Source organism: Kitasatospora sp. NPDC015121 (assembly GCF_055562955.1).
Genome location: NZ_JBVHEH010000002.1, coordinates 209560 through 232112 on the forward strand (window position 1 = coordinate 209560; position 22553 = coordinate 232112).

General features: G+C 74.6%; 18 protein-coding genes. 8 read left to right on the forward strand and 10 right to left on the reverse strand.

Translation table 11 applies throughout. The features are described from left to right. Positions 1-460: 460 nt before the first annotated feature. The 4 genes from rpsA to coaE all read left to right on the forward strand — a co-directional run bounded on the left by rpsA (position 461) and on the right by coaE (position 5751). Complete coding sequence (gene rpsA, locus ACZ3J7_RS02910; protein ID WP_043913368.1) at positions 461-1951, forward strand: 30S ribosomal protein S1; 1491 nt, start codon at positions 461-463, stop codon at positions 1949-1951. A gap of 286 nt (positions 1952-2237) precedes the next feature. Beyond that, positions 2238-4442 carry an MMPL family transporter gene (locus ACZ3J7_RS02915; RefSeq protein WP_465616167.1) on the forward strand — a complete coding sequence of 735 codons (2205 nt, stop codon included), beginning with the start codon at positions 2238-2240 and terminating at the stop codon, positions 4440-4442. A gap of 9 nt (positions 4443-4451) precedes the next feature. Then, positions 4452-5096 (forward strand): MBL fold metallo-hydrolase, encoded by a 645-nt coding sequence (locus tag ACZ3J7_RS02920; RefSeq protein ID WP_465616168.1) that lies wholly within the window; start codon positions 4452-4454, stop codon positions 5094-5096. Positions 5097-5154: 58 nt separating this feature from the next. Then, a complete protein-coding gene (gene coaE, locus ACZ3J7_RS02925; protein ID WP_465616170.1) occupies positions 5155-5751 on the forward strand; it encodes a dephospho-CoA kinase in 597 nt (198 codons plus the stop codon). A gap of 8 nt (positions 5752-5759) precedes the next feature. On the opposite strand, the gene ACZ3J7_RS02930 is transcribed toward coaE, so the two are convergent. From ACZ3J7_RS02930 to soxR, 4 genes are all read right to left on the reverse strand, one after another. Beyond that, positions 5760-6278, reverse strand: coding sequence for a hypothetical protein (locus tag ACZ3J7_RS02930; protein WP_465616172.1), 519 nt, complete (start codon positions 6276-6278; stop codon positions 5760-5762). Between the two features lie 329 nt (positions 6279-6607). After that, positions 6608-7471: a sulfurtransferase gene (locus tag ACZ3J7_RS02935; RefSeq protein ID WP_465616174.1), complete on the reverse strand. Its 864-nt coding sequence runs from the start codon at positions 7469-7471 to the stop codon at positions 6608-6610. A gap of 65 nt (positions 7472-7536) precedes the next feature. After that, the gene (locus tag ACZ3J7_RS02940; RefSeq protein ID WP_465616175.1) at positions 7537-8385 is read right to left on the reverse strand and encodes an SAM-dependent methyltransferase; all 849 of its coding nucleotides are present in this window, start codon (positions 8383-8385) and stop codon (positions 7537-7539) included. Positions 8386-8476: 91 nt separating this feature from the next. After that, on the reverse strand, positions 8477-8962 hold the full coding sequence (gene soxR / locus ACZ3J7_RS02945) for a redox-sensitive transcriptional activator SoxR (RefSeq protein WP_465616176.1): 486 nt from the start codon (positions 8960-8962) through the stop codon (positions 8477-8479). Between the two features lie 65 nt (positions 8963-9027). Here soxR and ACZ3J7_RS02950 point away from each other — a divergent pair, with 65 nt between their 5' ends. Together ACZ3J7_RS02950 and ACZ3J7_RS02955 are read left to right on the forward strand one after the other, a co-directional pair. Further along, positions 9028-9732, forward strand: a complete 705-nt coding sequence (locus tag ACZ3J7_RS02950; protein WP_465616177.1) for a transketolase — start codon at positions 9028-9030, stop codon at positions 9730-9732. Between the two features lie 41 nt (positions 9733-9773). Further along, on the forward strand, positions 9774-10664 hold the full coding sequence (locus ACZ3J7_RS02955; protein ID WP_465616570.1) for a transketolase family protein: 891 nt from the start codon (positions 9774-9776) through the stop codon (positions 10662-10664). 4 nt (positions 10665-10668) lie between these two features. Here ACZ3J7_RS02955 and treZ read toward each other — a convergent pair whose 3' ends face one another. The 4 genes from treZ to glgX form a co-directional block, all read right to left on the reverse strand. Then, the gene (treZ, locus tag ACZ3J7_RS02960; RefSeq protein WP_465616178.1) at positions 10669-12402 is read right to left on the reverse strand and encodes a malto-oligosyltrehalose trehalohydrolase; all 1734 of its coding nucleotides are present in this window, start codon (positions 12400-12402) and stop codon (positions 10669-10671) included. Next, positions 12402-14792, reverse strand: a complete 2391-nt coding sequence (treY, locus tag ACZ3J7_RS02965) for a malto-oligosyltrehalose synthase (RefSeq protein WP_465616179.1) — start codon at positions 14790-14792, stop codon at positions 12402-12404. The genes treZ and treY overlap by 1 nt, the downstream gene beginning before the upstream one ends. A 67-nt stretch (positions 14793-14859) precedes the next feature. Further along, positions 14860-15729, reverse strand: a complete 870-nt coding sequence (locus ACZ3J7_RS02970; protein ID WP_465616180.1) for an SDR family NAD(P)-dependent oxidoreductase — start codon at positions 15727-15729, stop codon at positions 14860-14862. Positions 15730-15841: 112 nt separating this feature from the next. Next, a complete protein-coding gene (gene glgX / locus ACZ3J7_RS02975) occupies positions 15842-17950 on the reverse strand; it encodes a glycogen debranching protein GlgX (RefSeq protein ID WP_465616182.1) in 2109 nt (702 codons plus the stop codon). Between the two features lie 403 nt (positions 17951-18353). Between glgX and ACZ3J7_RS02980 the strand changes: the two genes are divergently transcribed. Together ACZ3J7_RS02980 and ACZ3J7_RS02985 are read left to right on the forward strand one after the other, a co-directional pair. Further along, the gene (locus ACZ3J7_RS02980) at positions 18354-19601 is read left to right on the forward strand and encodes an SAV2148 family HEPN domain-containing protein (protein ID WP_465616184.1); all 1248 of its coding nucleotides are present in this window, start codon (positions 18354-18356) and stop codon (positions 19599-19601) included. Positions 19602-19703: 102 nt separating this feature from the next. Continuing rightward, complete coding sequence (locus ACZ3J7_RS02985) at positions 19704-20411, forward strand: exonuclease domain-containing protein (RefSeq protein ID WP_465616186.1); 708 nt, start codon at positions 19704-19706, stop codon at positions 20409-20411. A 66-nt stretch (positions 20412-20477) separates the two neighbouring features. Here ACZ3J7_RS02985 and ACZ3J7_RS02990 read toward each other — a convergent pair whose 3' ends face one another. Continuing rightward, positions 20478-21494: a polysaccharide deacetylase family protein gene (locus ACZ3J7_RS02990; protein ID WP_465616188.1), complete on the reverse strand. Its 1017-nt coding sequence runs from the start codon at positions 21492-21494 to the stop codon at positions 20478-20480. Between the two features lie 150 nt (positions 21495-21644). Further along, a complete protein-coding gene (locus tag ACZ3J7_RS02995) occupies positions 21645-22523 on the reverse strand; it encodes an aminoglycoside phosphotransferase family protein (RefSeq protein ID WP_465616190.1) in 879 nt (292 codons plus the stop codon). Between the last annotated feature and the right edge of the window lie 30 nt (positions 22524-22553).

The following is a 22553-nucleotide window of genomic DNA, read 5'->3' on the forward strand; positions in this document are numbered from 1 at the left end:
GGAGCGGGCGGGCCCCCTGGCACCGGCCGGGGGAGGACGTCAAGTAGGCTATGGGCTTGCGGAAGCGCTGCTGCTGCGGAGCCGGTCCCGTACGGGAACCGGGTCGGGCGGTGGCATCCGGGGAAGGGCCGGTGCTCGGGCCGCCGACAGGCGCGCCGTCGAGGATATGGCCCGATCCGTCCCGGCCTCTACCGGTCTCGTCGGCTTCGACGTTGACCGTGCCTGGGTGTCCCCGTATGCTACAAGTTGCGCTGCGGGCCTGCGCGCCTCGGACGGAGCAGGTCGCGCTCGCATCTGTCGAAGACCCCACGGTCGTCAGACGGACACCCGGATCCTCCAGTTCGTACGGGGAATCCCCAGGTGGGCCGTTTTCTGGCCTGTACGGCTTTCGGTGGGAGCGATCAGGGCCCTCCGCGTGGCATTACTACGACTTCATGTCCGTACCGGAGCCCTTTTCCTAATGACGAGCCCCACCGACACCTCTGTCAGCACCACCCCGCAGGTTGCGGTCAACGACATCGGCGACGCCGAGGCCTTCCTCGCCGCCATCGACGAGACCATCAAGTACTTCAACGACGGCGACATCGTTGAGGGCGTCATCGTGAAGGTCGACCGTGACGAGGTGCTCCTCGACATCGGTTACAAGACCGAGGGTGTCATCCCGTCCCGCGAGCTCTCGATCAAGCACGACGTCGACCCCCACGAGGTTGTCGCGGTCGGCGACAACATCGAGGCCCTGGTTCTCCAGAAGGAGGACAAGGAGGGGCGCCTGATCCTGTCCAAGAAGCGTGCGCAGTACGAGCGCGCCTGGGGCACGATCGAGAAGATCAAGGAAGAGGACGGCATCGTCACCGGTACCGTCATCGAGGTCGTCAAGGGTGGTCTCATCCTCGACATCGGCCTCCGCGGCTTCCTCCCGGCCTCGCTGGTCGAGATGCGCCGCGTCCGCGACCTCCAGCCCTACGTGGGCAAGGAGCTCGAGGCGAAGATCATCGAGCTGGACAAGAACCGCAACAACGTGGTCCTGTCCCGCCGCGCCTGGCTGGAGCAGACCCAGAGCGAGGTCCGCCAGACCTTCCTCACCACCCTGCAGAAGGGCCAGGTGCGCTCCGGCGTCGTCTCCTCGATCGTCAACTTCGGTGCGTTCGTCGACCTCGGCGGCGTCGACGGTCTGGTGCACGTCTCCGAGCTGTCCTGGAAGCACATCGACCACCCGAACGAGGTTGTCGAGGTCGGCCAGGAGGTCACCGTCGAGGTCCTCGACGTGGACATGGACCGCGAGCGCGTCTCCCTGTCGCTGAAGGCGACCCAGGAGGACCCGTGGCAGCAGTTCGCCCGGACCCACCAGATCTCGCAGGTCGTCCCGGGTAAGGTCACCAAGCTGGTTCCGTTCGGTGCGTTCGTCCGCGTGGACGAGGGCATCGAGGGCCTGGTCCACATCTCCGAGCTGGCCGAGCGCCACGTCGAGATCCCGGAGCAGGTCGTCCAGGTCGGCGACGAGATCTTCGTCAAGGTCATCGACATCGACCTCGAGCGCCGCCGCATCAGCCTCTCGCTGAAGCAGGCCAACGAGTCCCTCGGTGCCGACCCGGCGTCGGTCGAGTTCGACCCGACCCTGTACGGCATGGCCGCGTCCTACGACGACCAGGGCAACTACATCTACCCGGAGGGCTTCGACCCCGAGGCGAACGACTGGCTGCCCGGCTTCGAGAAGCAGCGCGAGGAGTGGGAGCGGCAGTACGCCGAGGCCCAGGCCCGCTTCGAGCAGCACCAGGCCCAGGTCATCAAGTCCCGCGAGGCCGACGCCGCTGCCGCGGCCGAGGCCGGCGAGGAGGCCCCGGTCTCCGGCGGCGGCTCGTACTCCTCCAGCAGCGACGAGGGCTCCGGCGCGCTCGCCTCGGACGAGGCCCTGGCCGCGCTCCGCGAGAAGCTGGCCGGCGGCCAGAGCTGAAGCGCTCCGCTTCGGCAGCTGCCTAGCTGACTGAACAGCGGCCCTCCACCCGGGTTTTCCCGGGTGGAGGGCCGCTGTTTTGCGCTGCCCGCGGGGGTGGGCGAAAAGGCGCCGCCCGCGGGCCCGGCGTTCGGGGGTGGGCGGGGAGCCCGTAAGGCGTGGATAAGGCGGGGGGCTTAAGTGGCGTTTATGTGAAGGGAATTGTGAGATGAGGCTCATCGTCCGCCTATAGGACGAAAGCGTGGTCACGCATACATTGAGGGGACTTGTCCGAAAGGCTCCCCGCATGCGCAGCTCCCGCTCCACCGCAGCAGAGGTCCAGGTCTCCCAGGTTCCCGGCCGGCTGGCCGCTCTGGGGCGAGTGTGTTTCCGGCACCGGCGTTGGGTGCTGGCGTTCTGGGCGCTGGTGCTCGCGGTGGGGGTGGTGATCGGCGGGCGGGTGTTCGAGGGGTCGGTGGCGGCCACGGGGAGCGGCGGTTCGGAGTCGGCGAAGGGGACGGCGGTCGTGCAGGCCGCGGACCCGGTGCAGGGCACGGTGACCGCGGTGGTCGACGGTCCGGCCGTGGGCGACCCGGGCGTGAGGGCCGCGGTCGAGCGGGCGAGCGCGGAGGTGGGGAGGCTGCCGGGCGTGGTCGCGGTGGCCGACACGTACGCGACGGGCGGACAGTTGACCTCGGGCGACGGCAAGGCGTCGCTGGTGAGCGTGCGGATGGCGGACGGGTCGACGGCGAAGCAGCTGGCGGCCGTGACCGACCGGCTGGAGCGGATCGACGCGGACGGCGCGCACACCGTGGTCGGCGGCGACCTGGTGCTCCAGCAGGAGGTCAAGGACCAGACCGCGAAGGACACCCGGTTCGGTGAGATCGTCACGCTGCCGTTGACGCTGGTCGTGATGGTGCTGGTGTTCGGCGGGCTGGCCGCGGCGGGCCTGCCGGGCATCGGGGCGATCGCCTCGGTGGGCGGCGCGCTGCTGGCGATGTTCGGGTTCAGCAAGCTGATGGACATCGACACCTCGGTGCTGCCGATCGCGACCGTGCTGGGCCTGGGCCTGTCGATCGACTACGCGCTGCTGATGGTGAACCGTTTCCGCGAGGAGCGCGGCCACGGCGCGGACATCGCGCAGGCGGTGGAGCGGACCGCGGCTACGGCCGGCCGGACGGTGGCGTTCTCGGGGCTGACGGTGGCGGTCGCGCTGAGCGGGCTGTTCGTGTTCACCAGCCCGGTGTTCCGGGCGGTCGCGGCGGCCGGCGTCAGCGTGGTGGTGATCGCGGTGGCGGCGGCGCTGACGCTGGTCCCGGCGCTGCTGGGCTTCATGGGGTCGAAGATCAAGGCGCCCACCGCGCCCGTCCCGGACGAGGGCTTCTTCTCCCGGACGGTGCGCCGGGTGCAGCGCCGGGCGGTCCCGGTGATGCTGGCCTGCGTGGCGCTGCTGCTGGCGGCGGGCGCGCCGTTCCTGGGCTCGGAGTTCCGCAACTCGGGCGCCGACGTGCTGCCGAAGAGCTTCGCGTCCCGGCAGGTCGCCGAGACCGTCGAGGCGCGCTTCCCGGACCAGGCCCCGGCCCCGGTGCAGGTGGTGGTCGAGGGCACGCAGCAGCAGGCGCGGGACTACGCGGACCGGGTCGTCGCCGGGCTGCCGGGCGTGGCGGGCGTCCGGGCGGTGACGCCGGTCTCGGACGGCGTGCAGACCGTGGACGTGCTGGTGAACGGCGACCCGCAGGGTGCGGAGGCCAAGCGGGTGGTCGGCGAGCTGCGGGCGGACCGCGGCGGGCTGGACACGTACGTGACGGGCGACGCGGCCTCGCTGGTGGACTTCCAGCACGAGATCGGCTCGCGCGGCCCGTGGGCGCTGGGCCTGGTCGCGGCCGGCACGCTGGTGCTGCTGTTCCTGATGACCGGCTCGGTGGTGCTGCCGGTGAAGGCGCTGCTGATGAACGTGCTCTCGCTGGGGGCGTCGCTGGGCGCGCTGACCCTGGTGTTCCAGCACGGCTACTTCAGCTCGCTGCTCGGGTTCACCCCGACCGGCGGCCTGGAGACGGTCATCCCGGTGCTGGTGTTCGCCTTCGCGTTCGGGCTGTCGATGGACTACGAGGTGTTCCTGCTCTCCCGGATCAAGGAGCTGCACGACCAGGGCCACGACTGCGCGAAGTCGGTCGAGCTCGGCCTGCAGCGCAGCGGTCGGATCATCACCTCGGCCGGGCTGCTGATGGTGATCGTGTTCGCCGGGTTCGCCGCCGGGCAGATGCTGATGGTCAAGCAGATGGGCATCGCGCTGGCCGTCGCCGTCGCGGTGGACGCCACCCTGGTCCGCACCCTGCTGGTGCCCGCCACCATGACGCTGTTCGGCCGGCTCAACTGGTGGGCGCCCGCCCCGCTGCGCCGCCTGCACCAGGTGATCGGCCTGGACGAGCACGTCGAACTCCCGCCGCTGCGCCCGGTGGTACTCCCCGCGCCACGCCTGGTGAAGCCGCGCGGCCTGGTGGGCGCGCCGTAGTCTGGCGCCATGCGACTGACGAAGTACGGCCACGCCTGCGTCCGGATCGAGCACGCGGAGGGGGCGGTGGTGATCGACCCCGGCATGTTCACCGACCCCGAGGCGGTCGCGGGTGCGAGCGCCCTGCTGATCACCCACGAGCACGCCGACCACTTCACCGAGCAGCAGGTCCGGGCCGCCGTCGAGGCCGACCCGGGCCTGCGGGTGTACACCAACTCCTCGGTGGCCCGGCAGCTGGACGGCATCGGCGCCAAGGTGACGGTGGTCGGCGACGGCGACGCGTTCGACCTGGACGGGCTGCCGGTGACGGTGCACGGCGAGTGGCACGCGGAGATCCACCCCGACCTCCCGCGGATCCCCAACATCGGCTTCCTGCTCGGCGGCCGGGCCTTCCACCCGGGCGACGCGCTGACCGTCCCGCCGGACACCGTCGACACCCTGCTGCTGCCGCTCGGCGCGCCCTGGCTGCGGGCCGGCGACCTGGTCGACTATCTGCGCGACGCCCGGCCCCGGCAGGCGGTGGCGATCCACGAAGCCACGCTCAGCGAGGCCGGCCAAGCCGTCCACGGCCGACTGCTCGGCCCGCAGGGCCCCGGCACCGGCGGCGCGGAGTACCGCGTGCTGGCGGCCGGCGAGTCCGTCGAACTGGTCTGAGCGACCCGCCGCCCGGGCCCCCGCCGACCCGCCGGGTACGGGCCGGTAGCCTGGCGGCATGCTGAGGATCGGACTGACCGGCGGGATCGGCGCGGGCAAGAGCGAGGTCTCCCGCCAACTGGCCGCGCGCGGCGCGATGATCGTCGACTCGGACGTGATCGCCCGCGAGGTGGTCGCCCCCGGGACGCCCGGACTGGCCGCCGTCGCCGCCGCGTTCGGGCCCGGCGTGCTGCTCCCCGACGGCGCCCTCGACCGCCCCGCGCTCGGCCGGGTCGTCTTCGCCGACCCGGCCCGGCTGGCCGAGCTGAACGCCATCGTCCACCCGCTGGTCCGGGCCCGCTCCGCCGAACTGGAGGCCGCCGCGGGCCCGGACGCGATCGTCGTGCACGACGTCCCGCTGCTCGCCGAGAACGGCCTCGCCCCGCTCTACGACCTGGTCGTGGTCGTCGACGTCCCGGACGAGCAGCGCCTGCGCCGCCTGGTCGACCTGCGCGGCATGGCCGAGGACGAGGCCCGGGCCCGGATGGCCGCCCAGGCCACCCGGGAGGACCGCCTCGCGGTCGCCGACCTGGTCCTTGACAACAGCGGCGACCTGGCCGAACTCACCGCCCGCGTCGACGAGTTGTGGCAGCACCTGGAGCAGCGCCGAGGCTGAGCGGCCGGTCAGGGCAGCAGGTCGAACACCGTCTCGGCGAGCTTCGCGCCGGTGTCGGTCTGGACGCGCAGGTAGGTGTTCGCGTCCGCGTACCCGTCCAGGTCGGACGGGACGGACACCTCGACCGAGAAGGCGCCGGCGGCGTCGGACCTGGTGTCCCGCAGGTCCCGGTGCTGGAACTCGACGTCGCCCTCGCCCTTGACCACGAAGGAGACCCGGACCACCGCGCCGGGTGGGAACCCCCGTCCGGTGAGCACCGTCCGCGTCCCGCCGCGCCCGGTGTCCGGCGAGGCCAGCAGCGTCCGGACGACGCTCGACGGCGGGCCGGCCGGCGTCGGGCCGGGCAGGGGGTCGACGGTCGGCGCGGTGACGGTCGGGGCGGCTGCCGGTGCGGTGGCCGTGACGGTGGCCGTGACGGTCGCGGTCGCGGTCGGCTGCGGAGGGCTCTCGGGGGCGGCCCGCGGCTGGCTGAGGTAGCCCCCCGCGAACCCGGCCCCCAGGGTGGCGACGCCGACCAGGGCGGTCACCACGGCACTCCACCCCTGCAGGTCGATCCGGCGGGGCGGGGCCGCTCCCACGGGGGTCGGCGGCGTTGCGGACGGGCGGGGCGGCGTTCCGTCGGGCGGCGTCGGTGCGGTCAAGGCAGTCCCCTCGTGCTGGCCGGTGGGGTGGCGGCTCTGTCCCGGGGCGACGGGCCGTCTCCCGATCGATTCGTCCCCGCACGGGTGGTGCCCGTGAGAGCCCCGCGCCACTCCGAGGGGGTGGTGGGGCGGGGTGGGAGGAGGACCGCCGGGACGGATGACCGCTGGTCACCCCCTCCCGCGCGCCGCCGGTGGGTGGGACCGGTCCCGGGCCCTCACCCGCCGGTCTCGACCGGGAGGCCGCTCTCCGGGTGGCCCCACTCGGCCCACGAGCCGTCGTAGACCGCGGGGTCGGGGTACCCGGCCAGGTGGGCGGCGAGGGCGAGGACGCAGGCGGTGACGCCGGAGCCGCAGGAGGTGACGAGGCGCGCGCGGCCCGCCGCCGCGGTGGCGAGCCGGTCGCGGAGGGCGGGGAGCGGCAGGTAGCGGCCGTCCGGGCCGAGCAGTTCGGTGAAGGGCAGGCTGGTGGAGCCCGGCAGGTGGCCCCGGCGCAGGTGGGGCCGGGGTTCGGGCGCGGCGCCGGTGTAGCGGTCGTGGGCGCGGGCGTCCAGGACGGCGGTGGCGGGGTCGGTGAGGGCGGCCGCGACCGCGGGCCGGTCGGCGAACAGGCCGGGGCGCGGCCGGGCGGTGAAGTCGCCGGTCGGGCCGGCGTACCCGGGCGGGGTGGGGTCGACGGGGTGTCCGGCGGCCCGCCAGGCGGGCAGTCCGCCGTCCAGGACGGCCGCCCGGTCGTGGCCGGCGGCGCGCAGCATCCACCAGGCGCGCGGGGCGGAGTACACGCCCGCGCCGTCGTAGACCACGACGGTGGAGCGGTCGTCGACGCCGAGGGCGCGCAGCTCGCGCTGCAGGTCGGCGGGGGCCGGCCGGGTGTGCGGCAGCGGGGAGGCGGGGTCGGAGAGCGGGCCGTCGAGGTCGAAGGGCCGGGCGCCGGGGATCCGGACCGGGGCGTGCCGGTGCGGGCCGACGCCCGCGTCCAGGACGACCAGGTCCGCCCGGCCGAGCCGGGCGGCCAGCCACCCCGCGTCGACCAGCGGCGGTACGGCGGACGGCGCTGCGGCGGACGGCGGTGCGGTGCTCATGCGGCGGGTGCCCCCTCTCGGTGCGGAGGCCCCATGATCGCACCGCCCTCGCGGGACGCCGCCGGTCAGGGCTTGCGGCCGACGCCCGCCCAGATCGCCACCTGGGCGTCGATGTCCTGCGGTTCCTGGTCGGGCCGCCAGAGCGGGGCGGTGACCAGGCCGGGCTCCAGCAGGTCGAGGCCGTCGAAGAAGCGCAGCACCTGCTCGCGGCTGCGCAGGCTGAGCTGCGCGGTCGCGTTCCGGTACGCGTCGGGGCCCTTGTCGACGTCCTGCGGCGGCATGAAGTCGGCGGTGCCGTGCGAGAGGGCGAGGTAGCTGCCGGAGGGCAGCGCGTCGACCAGGGTGCGGACGATGCCGTACGGGTCGTCGGCCTCGTCGATGAAGTGCAGGATCGCGAACAGCTGGAGGGCGACCGGCTGTTCGAGGTCGAGCAGTTCGCGGACGGCCGGGTCGGCCAGGATCGCCTTGGGTTCGCGCAGGTCGGCCTGGAGGACGCTGACGCTGCCGGGCCGGGCGCCGGACAGCAGGGCGCGGCCGTGCACCAGCACGATCGGGTCGTTGTCGAGGTAGGCGACCCGCGCGGCCGGGTCGACGGCCTGGGCGATCTCGTGGGTGTTCCCGGCGGACGGGATGCCGGTGCCGATGTCGAGGAACTGGCGCACGCCCCGCTCGGCGAGGGTGCGCACGGCCCGCTGCAGGAAGGCCCGGTTGGCGCGGGCGCTGATCCGCACCAGCGGGCTGAGCGCGATGACCTGTTCGGCGGCGGCCCGGTCGGCGGGGAAGTTGTCCTTGCCGCCGAGGTAGTAGTCGTACATCCGGGCCGGGTGCGGGACCTCGGGGCGCAGCTCGGCGGACGGCGGCGGGCTGTGGTCGCCGGACATCCAGTCGAGCGCGATTTCCTGATGGTCGGTCATGTGTGGCTCCCCCGTTGGTGGAACGCGCTTCCTGACGGGCAGCATAGACGGCCGGTCGGGGGGTGCGGCGGGGGGTCGGGAAAGAAGTGGATCAGCCTTCCGGGTCGGGTTCGGGGCCGCTGTCGGGGTCGCGGGTGAGCAGGTAGCGGGCGCCGGGTCCGGCGGCGGCGGCCCGGTCGTCGGCGTTGTAGAGGCCGCAGCGGGTCAGGGAGAGGCAGCCGCAGCCGATGCAGCCGGTCAACTTGGCTCGCATCAGCTGGAGTTCGGCGATCTGCCGGTCGATGCGGTGCTGCCAGGCGACGGCCACGGCGTCCCACTCGCCGCTGCTGGGGGCGCGGTCGTGCGGGAGCCGGGACAGGGCGGCGCGGGCCTCGTCCAGGCTGAGGCCGACCTGCTGGGCGGCCCGGACGAAGGCGACCCGGCGCAGCGCGGTGCGCGGGTAGCGGCGCTGGTTGCCGGCGGTGCGGGTGGAGTGGATCAGGCCGAGGCTCTCGTAGTAGCGCAGTGCGGAGGCGGCCAGGCCGCTGCGTTCGGCGAGCTGGCCGATGGTGAGGGCGTCGTGCCGGGAGGGGGGCATGGCCCGAGGGTACCGGGGTGGACCCCCTTGACTTCAAGCGCGCTTGAAGTCGGAGGCTGTTCCCCATGACGAGCGAAGCGATCCGCACGACGGGCGGGTACACCGACCTGCCGCACCTGATCTCGCTGATGGCGGGCGACGAGAAGCACTCCCCGGCCGCGCACTCCACGCTGGACGCGCTGTGGGTGCTGTACGACCGGGTCCTGGACGTCCACCCGGGCAACGTCGACGCGCAGGACCGCGACCGGTTCCTGCTCTCCAAGGGCCACGGCCCGATGGCGTACTACGCGGTGCTCGCCGCGAAGGGCTTCTTCCCGGTGGAGCTGCTGCACGGCTTCGGCGCGTACGACTCGCCGCTGGGCCACCACCCGGACCGGCTGCTGGTGCCCGGCGCGGAGATCGGCTCCGGCTCGCTCGGGCACGGCCTGCCGCTCGCGGTGGGCACCGCGCTGGGCCTGCGGGCGCAGGGGCTGGACGGTCCGGCGGTGTGGGTGCTGATCGGCGACGCCGAGTTCGACGAGGGCTCCAACCACGAGGCGGTGGCCTTCGCCGGGGCGTCCGGCCTGGAGCGGCTGCACGTCCTGGTGATCGACAACTCCTCGGCCACGCACGGCTGGAGCGGCGGCATCGCGGCCCGCTTCGCCACCGAGGGCTGGTCGACGGCCACCGTGGACGGCCGCGACCACGAGGCGCTGTACCGGGCGTACACCGCCCCGCACCCGGGCCGACCGCACGTCGTGGTGGCCCGCACCGAACCCAAGCACGCCTGACCACCGGGGGAGTGGAGACCGTGAACGTCCAGGAGACCACCATGCGCGAGCAGTTCGGCGCCACCGTCACCGAGCTGCTGGACCGGGACCCGCGCACCGCGCTGGTGCTCGCCGACATCGGGGTGGCGCAGTTCCCCGAGGCGGCCCGCGCCCACCCCGACCGGGTGGTGAACGTCGGCATCCGCGAGCAGCTGCTGATCGGCGTGGCCGGCGGCCTGGCCCTCACCGGGATGCGGCCGATCGCCCACACCTTCGCCAGCTTCCTGATCGAACGCCCCTTCGAGCAGGTGAAGTTGGACCTCGTCCACCAGGGCGTCGGCGCGGTCCTGGTGAGCGCCGCCGGCTCCTACGACTGGCCGGCCGGCGGCCGCACCCACATGTCCCCGGGGGACGTCGCCCTGCTCGACACCCTGCCCGACTGGCACGTGCACGTCCCCGGCCACCCCGCCGAGGCCGACGCCCTGCTGCGCCACGCCGTCGCCGCCGGCGACACCCTGCAGTACGTCCGGCTCTCCGCGCACCAGAACGCGGAGCCCCGGCCCGTCGCCCCCGGCCGGTTCCTGACCGTCCGCCAGGGCTCCCGGACGGCGGGCGCGGTGCTGGCCGTCGGCCCGATGCTGGACGCCGTGCTGGAGGCCACCGAGACGCTGGACGTGACGGTGCTGTACGCCGCCACCGTCCGCCCGTTCGACGCCGCGGGCCTGCGCGCCGCGCTCGGCGAGCGGGCCGACGTGGTGCTGGTGGAGCCCTACCTGGCCGGCACCTCCGAGCGCGCCGCGCACCTGGCGCTGGCCGACCGGCCGCACCGCGTCCTGGGTCTGGGCGTGCCGGTGGCCGAGCACCGGCACTACGGCTCGGTCCCCGAGCACCTGGCCGCCTACGGCCTGGACGCCGCCGGCCTGCGCGCCCGGATCGCCGAGTACCTGTGGTGACCGGTCACGTGGTGCGGGCGACCGCCACCGCGTCCGGCCCGAGCCGCAGCGTGCCGTCCGGGCCGGCCGCCACCTCGCCGAACGAGGCCGCGAGCGCCCCGAGCCGGCCGTCCAGCGGGACGTCCAGCGGGCCCTCGCCGCCGAGCCGGACCAGCACCCGGTGGCGGCCCCGGTGCACCACCAGCCAGCCCGCCGCCGCGTCGTACCGGACCCGGACGGCGGCCAGGTCGCCGTCCGCCAGCTCCGGTGCGGCCCGCCGCAGCCGGATCAACTCCCGGTACCAGGACAGCAGTTCGGCGTGCGGCGGGCGCAGCGGCTCGGCCCAGTCCAGGGTCGAGGCGGCCACCGTCGCGGGGCTCTGCGGGTCCGGCACCTGCTCGGCGCGCCAGCCGTGCTCGGCGAACTCCCGCCGCCGGCCCTGCCGGACGGCCTCGGCCAGCCGCGGGTCGGTGTGGTCGGTGAAGTACTGCCAGGGCGTGCCCGCGCCCCACTCCTCGCCCATGAACAGCATCGGCGTGAACGGCGAGGTCAGCACCAGCGCCGCCGCGGCCGCCAGCCGCCCCGGCGCCAGCGCGGCCGAGAGCCGGTCGCCGGTGGCCCGGTTGCCGACCTGGTCGTGGGTCTGCGCGTAGCCGAGCAGCCGGTGCCCGTGCTCCGGCGGGAACGGGCGGCCGTGCGAGCGGCCCCGGAACGAGGACCGGCTCCCGTCGTGGAAGAAGCCCCTGGTGAGGGTCTTGGTCAGGGCCGCGTACGGGTCGGCCGCGAAGTCCGCGTAGTAGCCCTGCGACTCGCCGGTCAGCAGGCAGTGCAGCGCGTGGTGGAAGTCGTCGCTCCACTGCGCGTCCAGGCCCTGCCCGCCCGCCTCCCGGGCGGTGGTGGTGCGCGGGTCGTTCAGGTCGGACTCGCCGACCAGGAACAGCGGCCGGCCGGTCGCCTGCGCCAACTTCTGCACCTCGGCCGAGAGTTCCTCCAGGAAGTGCCGGGCCCTGGTGTCCACCAGGGCGTGCACCGCGTCCAGCCGCAGCCCGTCGATCCGGTAGTCGCGCAGCCAGGACAGCGCGCTGCCGACCAGGAACGCCCGCACCTCGTCCGAACCCGGCGCGTCCAGGTTGACCGCCGAGCCCCACGGCGTCTGGTGCCGGTCGGTGAAGTACGGGCCGTACTGCGGGAGGTAGTTGCCGGACGGGCCGAGGTGGTTGTGCACCACGTCCAGCACCACGCCCAGGCCGCGCCGGTGCGCCGCGTCCACGAACCGCTTCAACCCGTCCGGCCCGCCGTACGGCTCGTGCACCGCCCACAGGTCGACCCCGTCGTACCCCCAGCCGGAGCGGCCCGGGAACGGGCAGACCGGCATCAACTCGACGAAGTCCACGCCCAGTTCGACCAGGTGGTCGAGCTTCGCGGCCGCCGCGTCGAACGTCCCCTCCGGGGTGAAGGTGCCCACGTGCAGCTCGTACACCACCGCCCCCGGCAGCGGACGCCCCCGCCAGGCCGTCTCCGACCAGGCGAACGCGTCGTGGTCGACGGGCCGGCTCAGCCCGTCCGGCCCGGACGGCTGCCGGGCCGAACGCGGGTCCGGCAGCGCCCGCCCGCCGTTCAGCCGGAACCCGTAGTCGCCCTCCGGGCCCTCCCCGTGCCACCAGCCCGGCCGGTCCGGATCACGCTCCAGCAGGTACGGGACCGCCCCGACCTCGACCTCGACCACCTTGGCGTCCGGCGCCCACACCCCGTACCGCATCACGACTCCTCCGCGAGCAGGGCCACCGGCGACTGCCGGAACAGATAGGACAGTTCGACCGGACCGCCGGTGAAGCGGCGCTCCGACAGCAGGTCGGTCCAGCGGCCCGGCGGCAGCTCCAGCACCGTCTCCCGCCAGCCGCCCGCCCGGTGCAGCCCGTACGGCAGCCGGGTCGCCGCGCCCAGCACCCGCTCGCCCCGCCCGAACGCCACCAGGTGCTCCGCCGCCGGGCCGTCCGCCGCCAGCGGCCGGTACGAGCCCAACCGGCCCGCCCGGCGCAGGTGCAGGGCCGTCGTGGTCAGGTGCAGCTTCTCCCGGGCCAGGTCGCCCGGGCGCGGCTCCGGCGAGTCCGTCAGCCGCACCGCCAGCGCGCCCAGGTCCACCGGCGCCCGGTTGTCCGGGTCGACCAGCGTGTACAGCGGCTCCTCACCGCCCTGGAACACGTCCGGCACCCCCGGCGCCAGCAGGTGCAGCAGCGCCGCCGACAGCGAGTTCACCCGGGCGAACGGGGCGATCAGCCCCGCGAACCCGGCGATCCGCGGACACAGCCCCGGATTGGCCAGCGCCCCCCGCACGTACCCCGACAGCCAGCGCTCGAAGACCTCGTCCGGCTCCTTCCACGAGGTGCGCCGCTTCGCCTCCCGCACCGACTTCAGCACCACCCCCAGCAGCCGCTCCTCGGAGACCGGCCACGCCGCCAGCAGCGTCTGCCACAGCAGCCACGCCGTCGAACGGTCCGCGCACGGCCCCGCCGCCAGCGTCCACGCCGCGCACTCCGCCGCCCACACCTCCGGCAGCTCCGCCAGCACCGCCAACCGGGCCCGGGCGTCCGCGCTGCGCTTGGTGTCGTGCGTGGACAGCGCCGTCATCGAGTCCGGCCACAGCCGCTCCTGCCCGGCGCACCAGCGGTGGAACTCCGCCACCGACACCCCCGGCCGCTCCGGCAGGCCGCCCACCTCGTTCAGCGACAGCAGCGCGTTGAACCGGTAGAACGCGGTGTCCTCCACGCCCTTCGCGGCCACCGCCGACGCCGTCTGCCCGAACCGGTGGCAGAACTCGTCCCGCGCCGCCGACCGCCCCAGCCGGCCCAGCGCCAGCTCCCGCACCAGCCGCTCCGTCGCCGACGCGTCCGCCGCGGGCGCCAGCGCCGCCACCGCCTCCGCCGGCGCCTCCTCGCCCGGCACCACGTACGGCCGGTACACCGGGTAGCCGGTCAGCAGCTCCTCCAGCGCCCGGCGCACCGCCAGCGGCGAGTGGTCCGCCAGCTCCGGGCCCTCCGCGCAGACCCGCCCCACCAGGCGCACCAGCCGGTCCGTCTCCGCCGCCAGCGCCCCGCCCGGCGCCACCATCTCCGCCCGGCCCGCCCGGCCCGCCGCCGCCGGGTCCGCCGCCTCCCCGGCGTCCCGCCGGTAGGCCGCCACCAGCTTCTCCGCGCCCCGCCGGTCGGTCAGCACCCCGTCGATCCGGCGCAGCGCGTCGTACCCCGTCGTCCCCGCGCACGGCCAGTCCGCGGGCAGCGCCTCGTCCCCGGTCAGGATCTTCTCCACCACCGTGTACGCCCCGCCGGTCGCCTCCGCCAGCCGGCGCAGGTAGCCGCGCGGGTCCGCCAGCCCGTCCGGATGGTCGATCCGGAACCCGGCCAGCACGCCCTCCCGGTGCAGCCGCAGCAGCACCCCGTGCGTCGCCTCGAACACCTCCGGGACCTCCACCCGGACGGCGATCAGGTCGTTCACCGTGAAGAACCGCCGGTAGTTGACCTGCTCGTCGGCCAGCCGCCACCAGCACAGCCGGTACCACTGCCGCTCCAGCAGCTCCGCCAGCGGCAGCCCCTCGGTGCCGGGCCGCAGCGGGAACTCGTGCTCGTGGTAACGCAGCACCCCGCCGTCCACCACCAGCTGCTCCAGCACCGCGCCCAGCCGGTCGCCCAGCAGCGGCAGCAGCAGCCGCCCCCGCTCCGGCGCGTCCGGCGGGCCCGGCTGGGCCGCCCAGTCGATGTCGAACCAGGCCGCGAACGGGTCGTCCGGGCCGTTCCGCAACACCTGCCACAGCGGTCCGTTCAACCGCTCCGGCACCGGCAGCGCCATGTGGTTCGGCACCACGTCCGCGATCAGCGCCAGCCCGTGCGCCGCCGCCTCCGCCGCCAGCTCGCGCAGCGCCCCCTCGCCGCCCAGCTGCTCGCTGATCCGGCCGTGGTCGACCGTGTCGTACCCGTGCGTCGACCCCGCCGCCGCCTCCAGCAGCGGCGACAGGTGCAGGTGCGACACGCCGAGCGCCGCCAGGTACGGCACCGCCCGGCGCGCGTCGCGCAGGGTGAAGTCCGGCTGCAGCTGGAGCCGGTAGCTGGCCGTCGGCGGGACGGCAGTCTCGGGGCGTGCGGCGGCTGACGTCATACCCGCATGCCTACCCCGGTCACCCGCCGCCCACCGCCCGCACTGCGCCGAACGGGCGCCCCGCCGCTCAGACCGGATCCGGCACCGCCACCCCCTCGCCCGCCGGCCGCCCGTCCGCCGACACCCCGCCCGCCGACTCCCCGCCCGCCAGCTCGCGGGCCGCCGCGAAGTCCGCCGCCTCCCCGGCCAGCACCGCCGCCACCATCGCGTACGCGTCCGGCCCCACCGGCACCCGCACCGGCCCCGCCTCCGCCGCGACCACCCGCAGCACCAGCTCCGCGAACGCCTCCGGCCGGTTCAGCTCCGCCGACCCGGCCATCCCGCGCAGCGCCCCGCGCATCGGCGCCAGCGCCTGCTCGTACTCCGGCAGCCGCGCCGCCGCCTCGGCGAGCGACGTCCCGTACGAGGTGGCGAACCCGCCCGGCTCCATCAGCGTCACCCGGACCCCGAACGCGGCCGCCTCCGCCGCCAGCGCCAGGCTCATCCCCTCCAGCGCGAACTTGCCCGTCACGTACGCCCCCAGCCCCGGGAAGGCCATCCGCCCGCCCACCGAGGAGACGTTGACCACGTGCCCGCCGCCCTGCGCCCGCATCAGCGGCAGCACCAGCCGGGCCAGCCGCCACGGCGCGACCGCCAGCACCTCCAGCTGGTCGCGCAGCTCCTCGTCCGAGACCTCCTCCACCGCCCCGAACAGGCCCACGCCCGCGTTGTTCACCAGCACGTCCACCCCGCCGAACCGCTCCCGGGCCAGCTCCACCACCGCCGCGCACTCCTCGGCGCTGCGCAGCTCCAACCGGGCCCGTACCACCCGGTCCGGGAACTCCGCCGCCAGCGCGTCCAGCGGCGACGCCCCCCGGATGGTCGCCACCAGCCGGTCCCCGCCCGCCACCACCGCCCGCGCGAGCGCCAGCCCCAACCCCGACGAACAGCCGGTCACCAACCACCGACGAGACACTTCGTACCCCCTCTGATCTGCGGTTTCACACTGCGCGGGGAGGTACCCGGGGGCGGCTGCGGTTAGACCTGCGGGACGGGGGCGAACCGAAGCGTCAGGCGGGGCGCTGGAGCACCATCAGCGCGCGGTCCGGCAGGCGCAGGCTGTCGCCGGCCTTGACGCGGGGGCCGGTGCCGCGGGCGGGGAGGGCGGGCAGGGAGGTGTCGACGACGACCTGCCAGGCCTCGCCGTGGTCGGCGGGGACGGTGAAGGTGAGCGGTTCGAAGTGGGCGTTGAACAGCAGCAGGAAGGAGTCATCGACGATCTTGCCGCCGCGCCGGTCGGGTTCGGAGATCGCGTTGCCGTTGAGGAAGACGGTCAGCGACTTCGCGTACGAGGTCGACCAGTCCTGCCCGGTCATCTCCTCGCCGGCCGGGGTGAACCAGGCGATGTCGGTGAGGTCGTCGCGGGTGCCGGAGACCGGCCGGCCGTGGAAGAAGCGGCGGCGGCGGAAGACCGGGTGGTCGCGGCGCAGCCAGATCATGCCCTGGGTGAACTCCAGCAGCGCGTCGTCCGCGTCGTCCCAGTGCACCCAGGTCAGTTCGGAGTCCTGGCAGTACGCGTTGTTGTTGCCGCGCTGGGTGCGCCCGGCCTCGTCGCCGTGGCAGAGCATCGGGACGCCCTGGGAGAGCATCAGGGTGGCGATGAAGTTGCGCTGCTGGCGGGCCCGCAGCTCCAGGACGGCGGGGTCGGTGGTGTCGCCCTCGGCGCCGCAGTTCCAGGAGCGGTTGTGCGACTCGCCGTCCCGGTTGTCCTCGTGGTTGGCCTCGTTGTGCTTGTCGTTGTAGGAGACCAGGTCGCGCAGGGTGAAGCCGTCGTGGCAGGTGACGAAGTTGATCGAGGCGATCGGGCGGCGGCCGTCGTCCTGGTAGAGGTCGGAGGAGCCGGTCAGCCGGGAGCCGAACTCGGCCAGCGTGGCGGGCTCGCCGCGCCAGAAGTCGCGGACGGTGTCCCGGTACTTGCCGTTCCACTCGGTCCACAGCGGCGGGAAGTTGCCGACCTGGTAGCCGCCCTCGCCGAGGTCCCACGGCTCGGCGATCAGCTTGGCCTGCGAGACCACCGGGTCCTGCTGGACCAGGTCGAAGAACGAGGAGAGCCGGTCGACCTCGTGGAACTGCCGGGCCAGCGTCGCGGCCAGGTCGAAGCGGAAGCCGTCGACGTGCATCTCGGTGACCCAGTAGCGCAGCGAGTCCATGATCATCTGAAGCACGTGCGGACTGCGCATCAGCAGCGAGTTGCCGGTGCCGGTGGTGTCCTCGTAGAAGCGCTGGTCCTTGGCCAGCCGGTAGTACGAGGCGTTGTCCAGGCCGCGGAAGGACAGCGTCGGACCCAGGTGGTTGCCCTCCGCGGTGTGGTTGTAGACCACGTCGAGGATCACCTCGATGCCGGCCGCGTGCAGCGCCTTCACCATCGACTTGAACTCCTGCACCTGCTGGCCGCGGTCGCCGGTCGAGGAGAACGAGGAGTGCGGCGCGAAGAACCCGACCGTGTTGTAGCCCCAGTAGTTGGACAGCCCCAGGTCGCGCAGCCGGTGGTCGCGGACGAACTGGTGCACCGGCATCAGCTCGATCGCGGTCACCCCCAGCTTGGCCAGGTGCTCGATCACCGCCGGGTGCGCCAGGCCCGCGTACGTGCCGCGGATCTCCTCCGGGATGCCCGGGTGCAGCTTGGTCAGGCCCTTCACGTGCGCCTCGTACACCACCGTGCGGTGGTAGTCGGTGCGCGGCGGCCGGTCGGTGCCCCAGTCGAAGTACGGGTTGATCACCACCGAGTGCATGGTGTGCGCCGCCGAGTCCAGGTCGTTGCGGCGCTCGGGCGCCCCGAAGTGGTACCCGTACACCGACTCGTCCCAGTCGATGTGCCCGCTCATCGCCTTCGCGTACGGGTCGAGCAGCAGCTTCGAGGCGTTGTGCCGCTGCCCCAGGCCCGGCTGGTACGGGCCGTGCACCCGGAAGCCGTACCGCTGGCCGGGCTGCACGCCCGGCAGGTAGGCGTGCCGGACGAAGGCGTCGGTCTCGCGGAGCTCGACCAGCGTCTCGGTGCCGTCCTCGGCGAGCAGGCAGAGCTCGATCCGGTGCGCGCTCTCGGAGAACACGGCGAAGTTGGTGCCGGCGCCGTCATAGGTGGCGCCGAGCGGGTACGACTGCCCCGGCCAGACCTGCATGAGACCTCAACTCCCCTGAGCCTGACGCGAATCGGCGCTCCGGCTGGGGGATTCCCGGCGGAGCGCCCGGTCATGTGCGGGGCGTCGGCGAAGGTGACGCACGGCACACCCGCATACTCCCCAACGGCGGCCGGAACTCCGCGCCCATCCACGCGTTGTTCGCCCGAACGGGTGTCCCGGCGCCCCGTGCCGTCGGCGCGGCGTGCCCGCGCGGTGACGGACCGTCGGGAGCCGTCCCGCTTGCTGTCAAGAGGGCTGCGGCCCGGCCGCACCGGGCGATACCCTTGATCGTCCGGATCGCGAGCCCCGGGCCCATCCGGCGTGCGAGCAGGGTCCGCCGGCGTGGAGGGATTCGGCGGACGCGCCGTCACTGCAGGGCGGCGGACGAGAGGTGAGGTGGCGGATGGGGTTCCCCGCCGGCGGCGACGGCACGGACCCGCGGGCCGGCGGCAGCGAGGCCCCGACCCTGATCGTCCGCGGCGGCCGCGGCCCGCTGCCCCCGCAGCCCGGCCCGCTCGAAGGCATGCCGCCCGCCTGGGCCGCCGAGCAGTGGGACGACGCCTACCGCCGGGTCCGGCTGGCCGGCCGCGCCTACGTCTGGCTCAACCTGGTCGAACAGCGGATGCGCGCCCTGGTCGACGAGGTGCTGCGCCCGGTCTACGCGCCCGCGCACGGCGAGGAGTGGGTCACCGCCGCCGCCGGCCCGGCCGGCGAGGAGTGGGTGCACCGGGCCGCCGCCGTCCGCGAGGTCTCCCGCCGCAAGGGCTACCTGCTCGACCCGGTCGACGACGACCCGCTGGTCTTCCTCACCCTGCCGCAGCTGCGCGAGCTGATGGTCCAGCACTGGCCCTGCTTCGAACCGCACCTGGTGGACCGCCGGGAGATCGAGCTCGCCCTCGACGAGCTGGAGGTCGCCCGGCACGTGGTCTCCCGCAACCGGGCCCTCACCCGCACCGTCCTCGACCAGACCGAGCGGGCCGCCGCCCGGGTGCTCGCCCTGCTCGACGGCACCCACGGCGGCGTCCCCGCCGACGTGGTCGAGGAACTGGTGGCCGGCCGGTACGCCGACGTGGTCGCCGTCCACCCCGACCGGGTCCGGCTGCAGCGCGACCTGCCGGTCGAGGACCTGCTCGACGGGGCCCGCCGACTGGACGCCGTCGGCATCGGCCTGGGCATGCTCTGCCAGAACTACACCGGCAGGCGGCTGGTCCGGCTCGCCACCGACGGCTGCCGGGTCCGCCTGCTGTTCCTCAACCCGGCGAGCAGCGCGGTGCGCCGCCGTGAACGCGAACTCGGGATCGGACGCGGCGAGTTGGGGCGCGCGGTGGAGATGAACATCATGCACGTGCGGCGGGTCCGCGCCCGGCTGCGCGACCAGGGCAGCTTCGAGATCCGGGTGTTCGACGAACTGCCCCGGTTCACCGCGTACCTGGTCGAGGGCCAGCGCACCACCGGCGCGGGCGGCCGCCGCCGCTCCACCGACCTCGGCGTCGTCCAGCCCTACCTGCGCAAGGCGCGCGGCATCGAGTCGCCCGCGCTGGTGCTGCGCGGCGGCGCCGGACAGGAGTCCGGCGGCACCGAGCCCGGGCTGCTGGAGGTCTACCGCGAGGAGTTCGAGGACCTGTGGGGCGACTCCCGGCCGGTCTCCTGAACGCGTACCGGACCGCCCGGAGGGCAGACGTGCCGCGGGCGCTGTCACTGCGGCACGCGATGATGGACCCGTCTTGGCAGTGCTGACGGAAGGACACACCCCATGACCTGGTGGAAGGGGCCGCTCACCGGTTTCGACCTGGAGACCACCGGCACCGACCCGGAGGAGTCCCGGATCGTCACCGCCGCCGTGGTCGACACCCTCGGCGGCGGCGTGCAGGGCGCCACCACCTGGCTGCTCGACCCGGGCGTCCCGATACCCGCCGAGGCCGCCGCGATCCACGGCATCACCGACGCCGAGGCCCGGGCGAACGGCCGCCCCGCCGCCGAGGCGATCGAGGAGATCGCCCGCGCGCTGGCCGAACGGCTCGCCGCCGGGCGCCCGGTGGTGGCCTTCAACGCCCCGTTCGACCTCTCGCTGCTCGACGCCGAACTGCGCCGCCACGGCCTGCCCACGCTCGCCGACCGCCTCGGCGGCCCGGTCACCCCCGTGGTCGACGCGATGGTCGTCGACCGCGCGCTGGACAAGTACCGCAAGGGCTCGCGCACCCTCCAGCGGGTCTGCGAGGTCTACGGCGTCGAACTGCGCGACGCCCACGAGGCGGGCAGCGACGCGCTCGCCGCCGTCCGGGTCGCCGTCGCCCTCGGCCACCGGTACCCGGACCAGGCCGGTGACCTGCCGCTGGACGAACTGCACCGGCGGCAGGTCGACTGGTACCGGGACTGGGCCGTCGACCTGGAGAAGTGGCTGCGCCGCAAGGACCCGGCGGCCGTGGTCGACCCGCGCTGGCCGCTCAAGGCCGCGTCCTGAGCCCTCCCGGACGGAGTCGCCCGGCCGCCAGGGCCGCGGCGAACCAGGCAGGCCTGCGGGAACCGGTCAGGACTGCGGGAAGTCGAAGGCGTAGCCCTGCGCGACCAGCCAGGGCAGCAGCTGCTTGAGCGCCGCCACGGTCTGGGTGCGGTCGCCGCCGCCGTCGTGCATCAGCACCACGCCGCCCGGGCGCAGGTTCTGCTGCACGTTGGAGACGATCGCCTGCACGCCCGGGCGCGACCAGTCGCGCGGGTCGACCGTCCAGCCCAGCGACTTCATGCCCAGGTCGGCGCCGATCCGCTCGTTCTCCGCGGTGAAGTCGCCGCCCGGCGCGCGCCACCAGGTGATCGTCGGGCTGCCGCCGGCCGCGCGCTCGATCATCGCCTTGGCGTCGCCGATCTCGGCGACCTGCTGCTCGTGGGTCCGGGTGTGCATCGGCTGCGGGTGGTCCACGGTGTGGTCGCACAGCCGGTGGCCCTCGGCGAGGATCCGCCGCACCTCCGCCGGGTGGGTCTTCGCGTTGCCGCCGATCTCGCAGAACGTCGCCTTGGCGCCGTACTGCGCCAGCAGGTCCAGCACCTGCCCGGTGGCCGGGCCCGGACCGTCGTCGAAGGTCAGCGCGACCGTCCGGCCGCCCGAGGCGGTGTGCCGCAGCACCCCGGTGGCCGGCGCGTGGGTGGACGGGGACGCCGGCGGCGCGGTGGTCGCCGGGGCGGACTGGGTGGCGGGGCGCGCGGTGGCACTGGCGGAGGCGAACGGCGAGGCGGGCGCGGTCGTCGGCGCCGCGGAGCGGCTCGCGGACGGGGTGCGGGTGGGCGTCGCGGTCGGGCTCGCCGCCGCGGAGGACTCCTCGGCGCCGGGCGTCGGCCGGGCCGCCCCGGTGGTGCTCCCGCCGCTCGCCCCGGTCGCGCCCGCGCCCGCGCTCGTGCTCGCGCTCGGGGAGGCCGGGCGGTGCGCGGCGTCCCCCGCCGCGGAGGGGGAGCCCTGGGCGCCGCACGCCACCAGCAGGGCGGACGTGCCCAGCAGCGCGGAGACACCGAGGAGGAGGGGACGACGGGGGGCGGGTATGCGGGACTTCACCATGGGGCGACTCCTGACGTCGTACCGGCCGCCTGGGGGCGGGGCGTCCGGTACGACGCCAGGCACGAGCGGGGTGGTTCCGTCCGGATGTGCGCCGCGCCACAGGGCGGTTGGTGTGCGCTCCGCCACAGGGCGGGGACCGGACGGAAGCGGTCAGAACGCGAACCAGCGTACTGCCGTCGCCCCTTCGCGCAAGGAGTCCACCCGGCGCCTGAACTCGGCCGCCGCGGCCGGGTTCCCGGCCGCCTGCTGGGCGACCCACGCGGCGCTCGCGGTCTCCCGCGCCCCGCGCAGCACCGCGAAGCCCGGCCAGTCGCGGACGTGCCAGCCGTAGGCGGCGTCGAACGCGGCCACCTCCTCGGCCGGTACGCCGTACCGGTCCTGACTGAGCGCCAGCACCACCAGGTCGTGCTCGCGGAAGTCCGCGGCCATGTACTCCAGGTCGAGCAGCACCGGCCCGTCGGCGGTCACGTGCACGTTGCGCGGCAGCGCGTCGCCGTGGATCGGGCCGGGCGGCAGGGCCGGGGCCAGCTCGGCGATCGCCGTGACAAAGCTCTCTTTCCGGACACGGAGGAAGGCGGTGTCGGCCGGGTCGACGTGCCCCTCGGCCGCCGCCAGCCAGCCGTCCACCGGCGCGAGCAGCTCGCGCCGCCCCAGCGGGACGGGCGCGGCGGGCAGCGCGTGCAGCGCGGTCAGCAGCGGCGCCAGGTCGACCGGGCGGGCCGGGCGGACGGCCGGGGGCAGCCGGTGCCACCAGGTCACCGGGTGCCCGTCGACCACCGTGACGGCCGTCGAGGCCGGACGCACCACGGGCACGCCCGCGCCGTCCAGCCACCCGGCGAGCGCCAGCTCGCGCTCGGCCCGGGCGGCCTCCCCGGGGGTGCGGCCGACCTTGGCGACCAGCCCTTCGGCCGGGAGGTCGAGGACGGCGTTCTGCCCGAGCGCCAACAGCGCGGCCCCGGCCGGGTCGATCCCGGCCGGGGCGCACGCCTCCTGCAGGAGGGCCAGTGCCCTCGGTTCGTCGAAGATCACCCGTCCATTGTCGGGCAGCCGCCGTGCGGT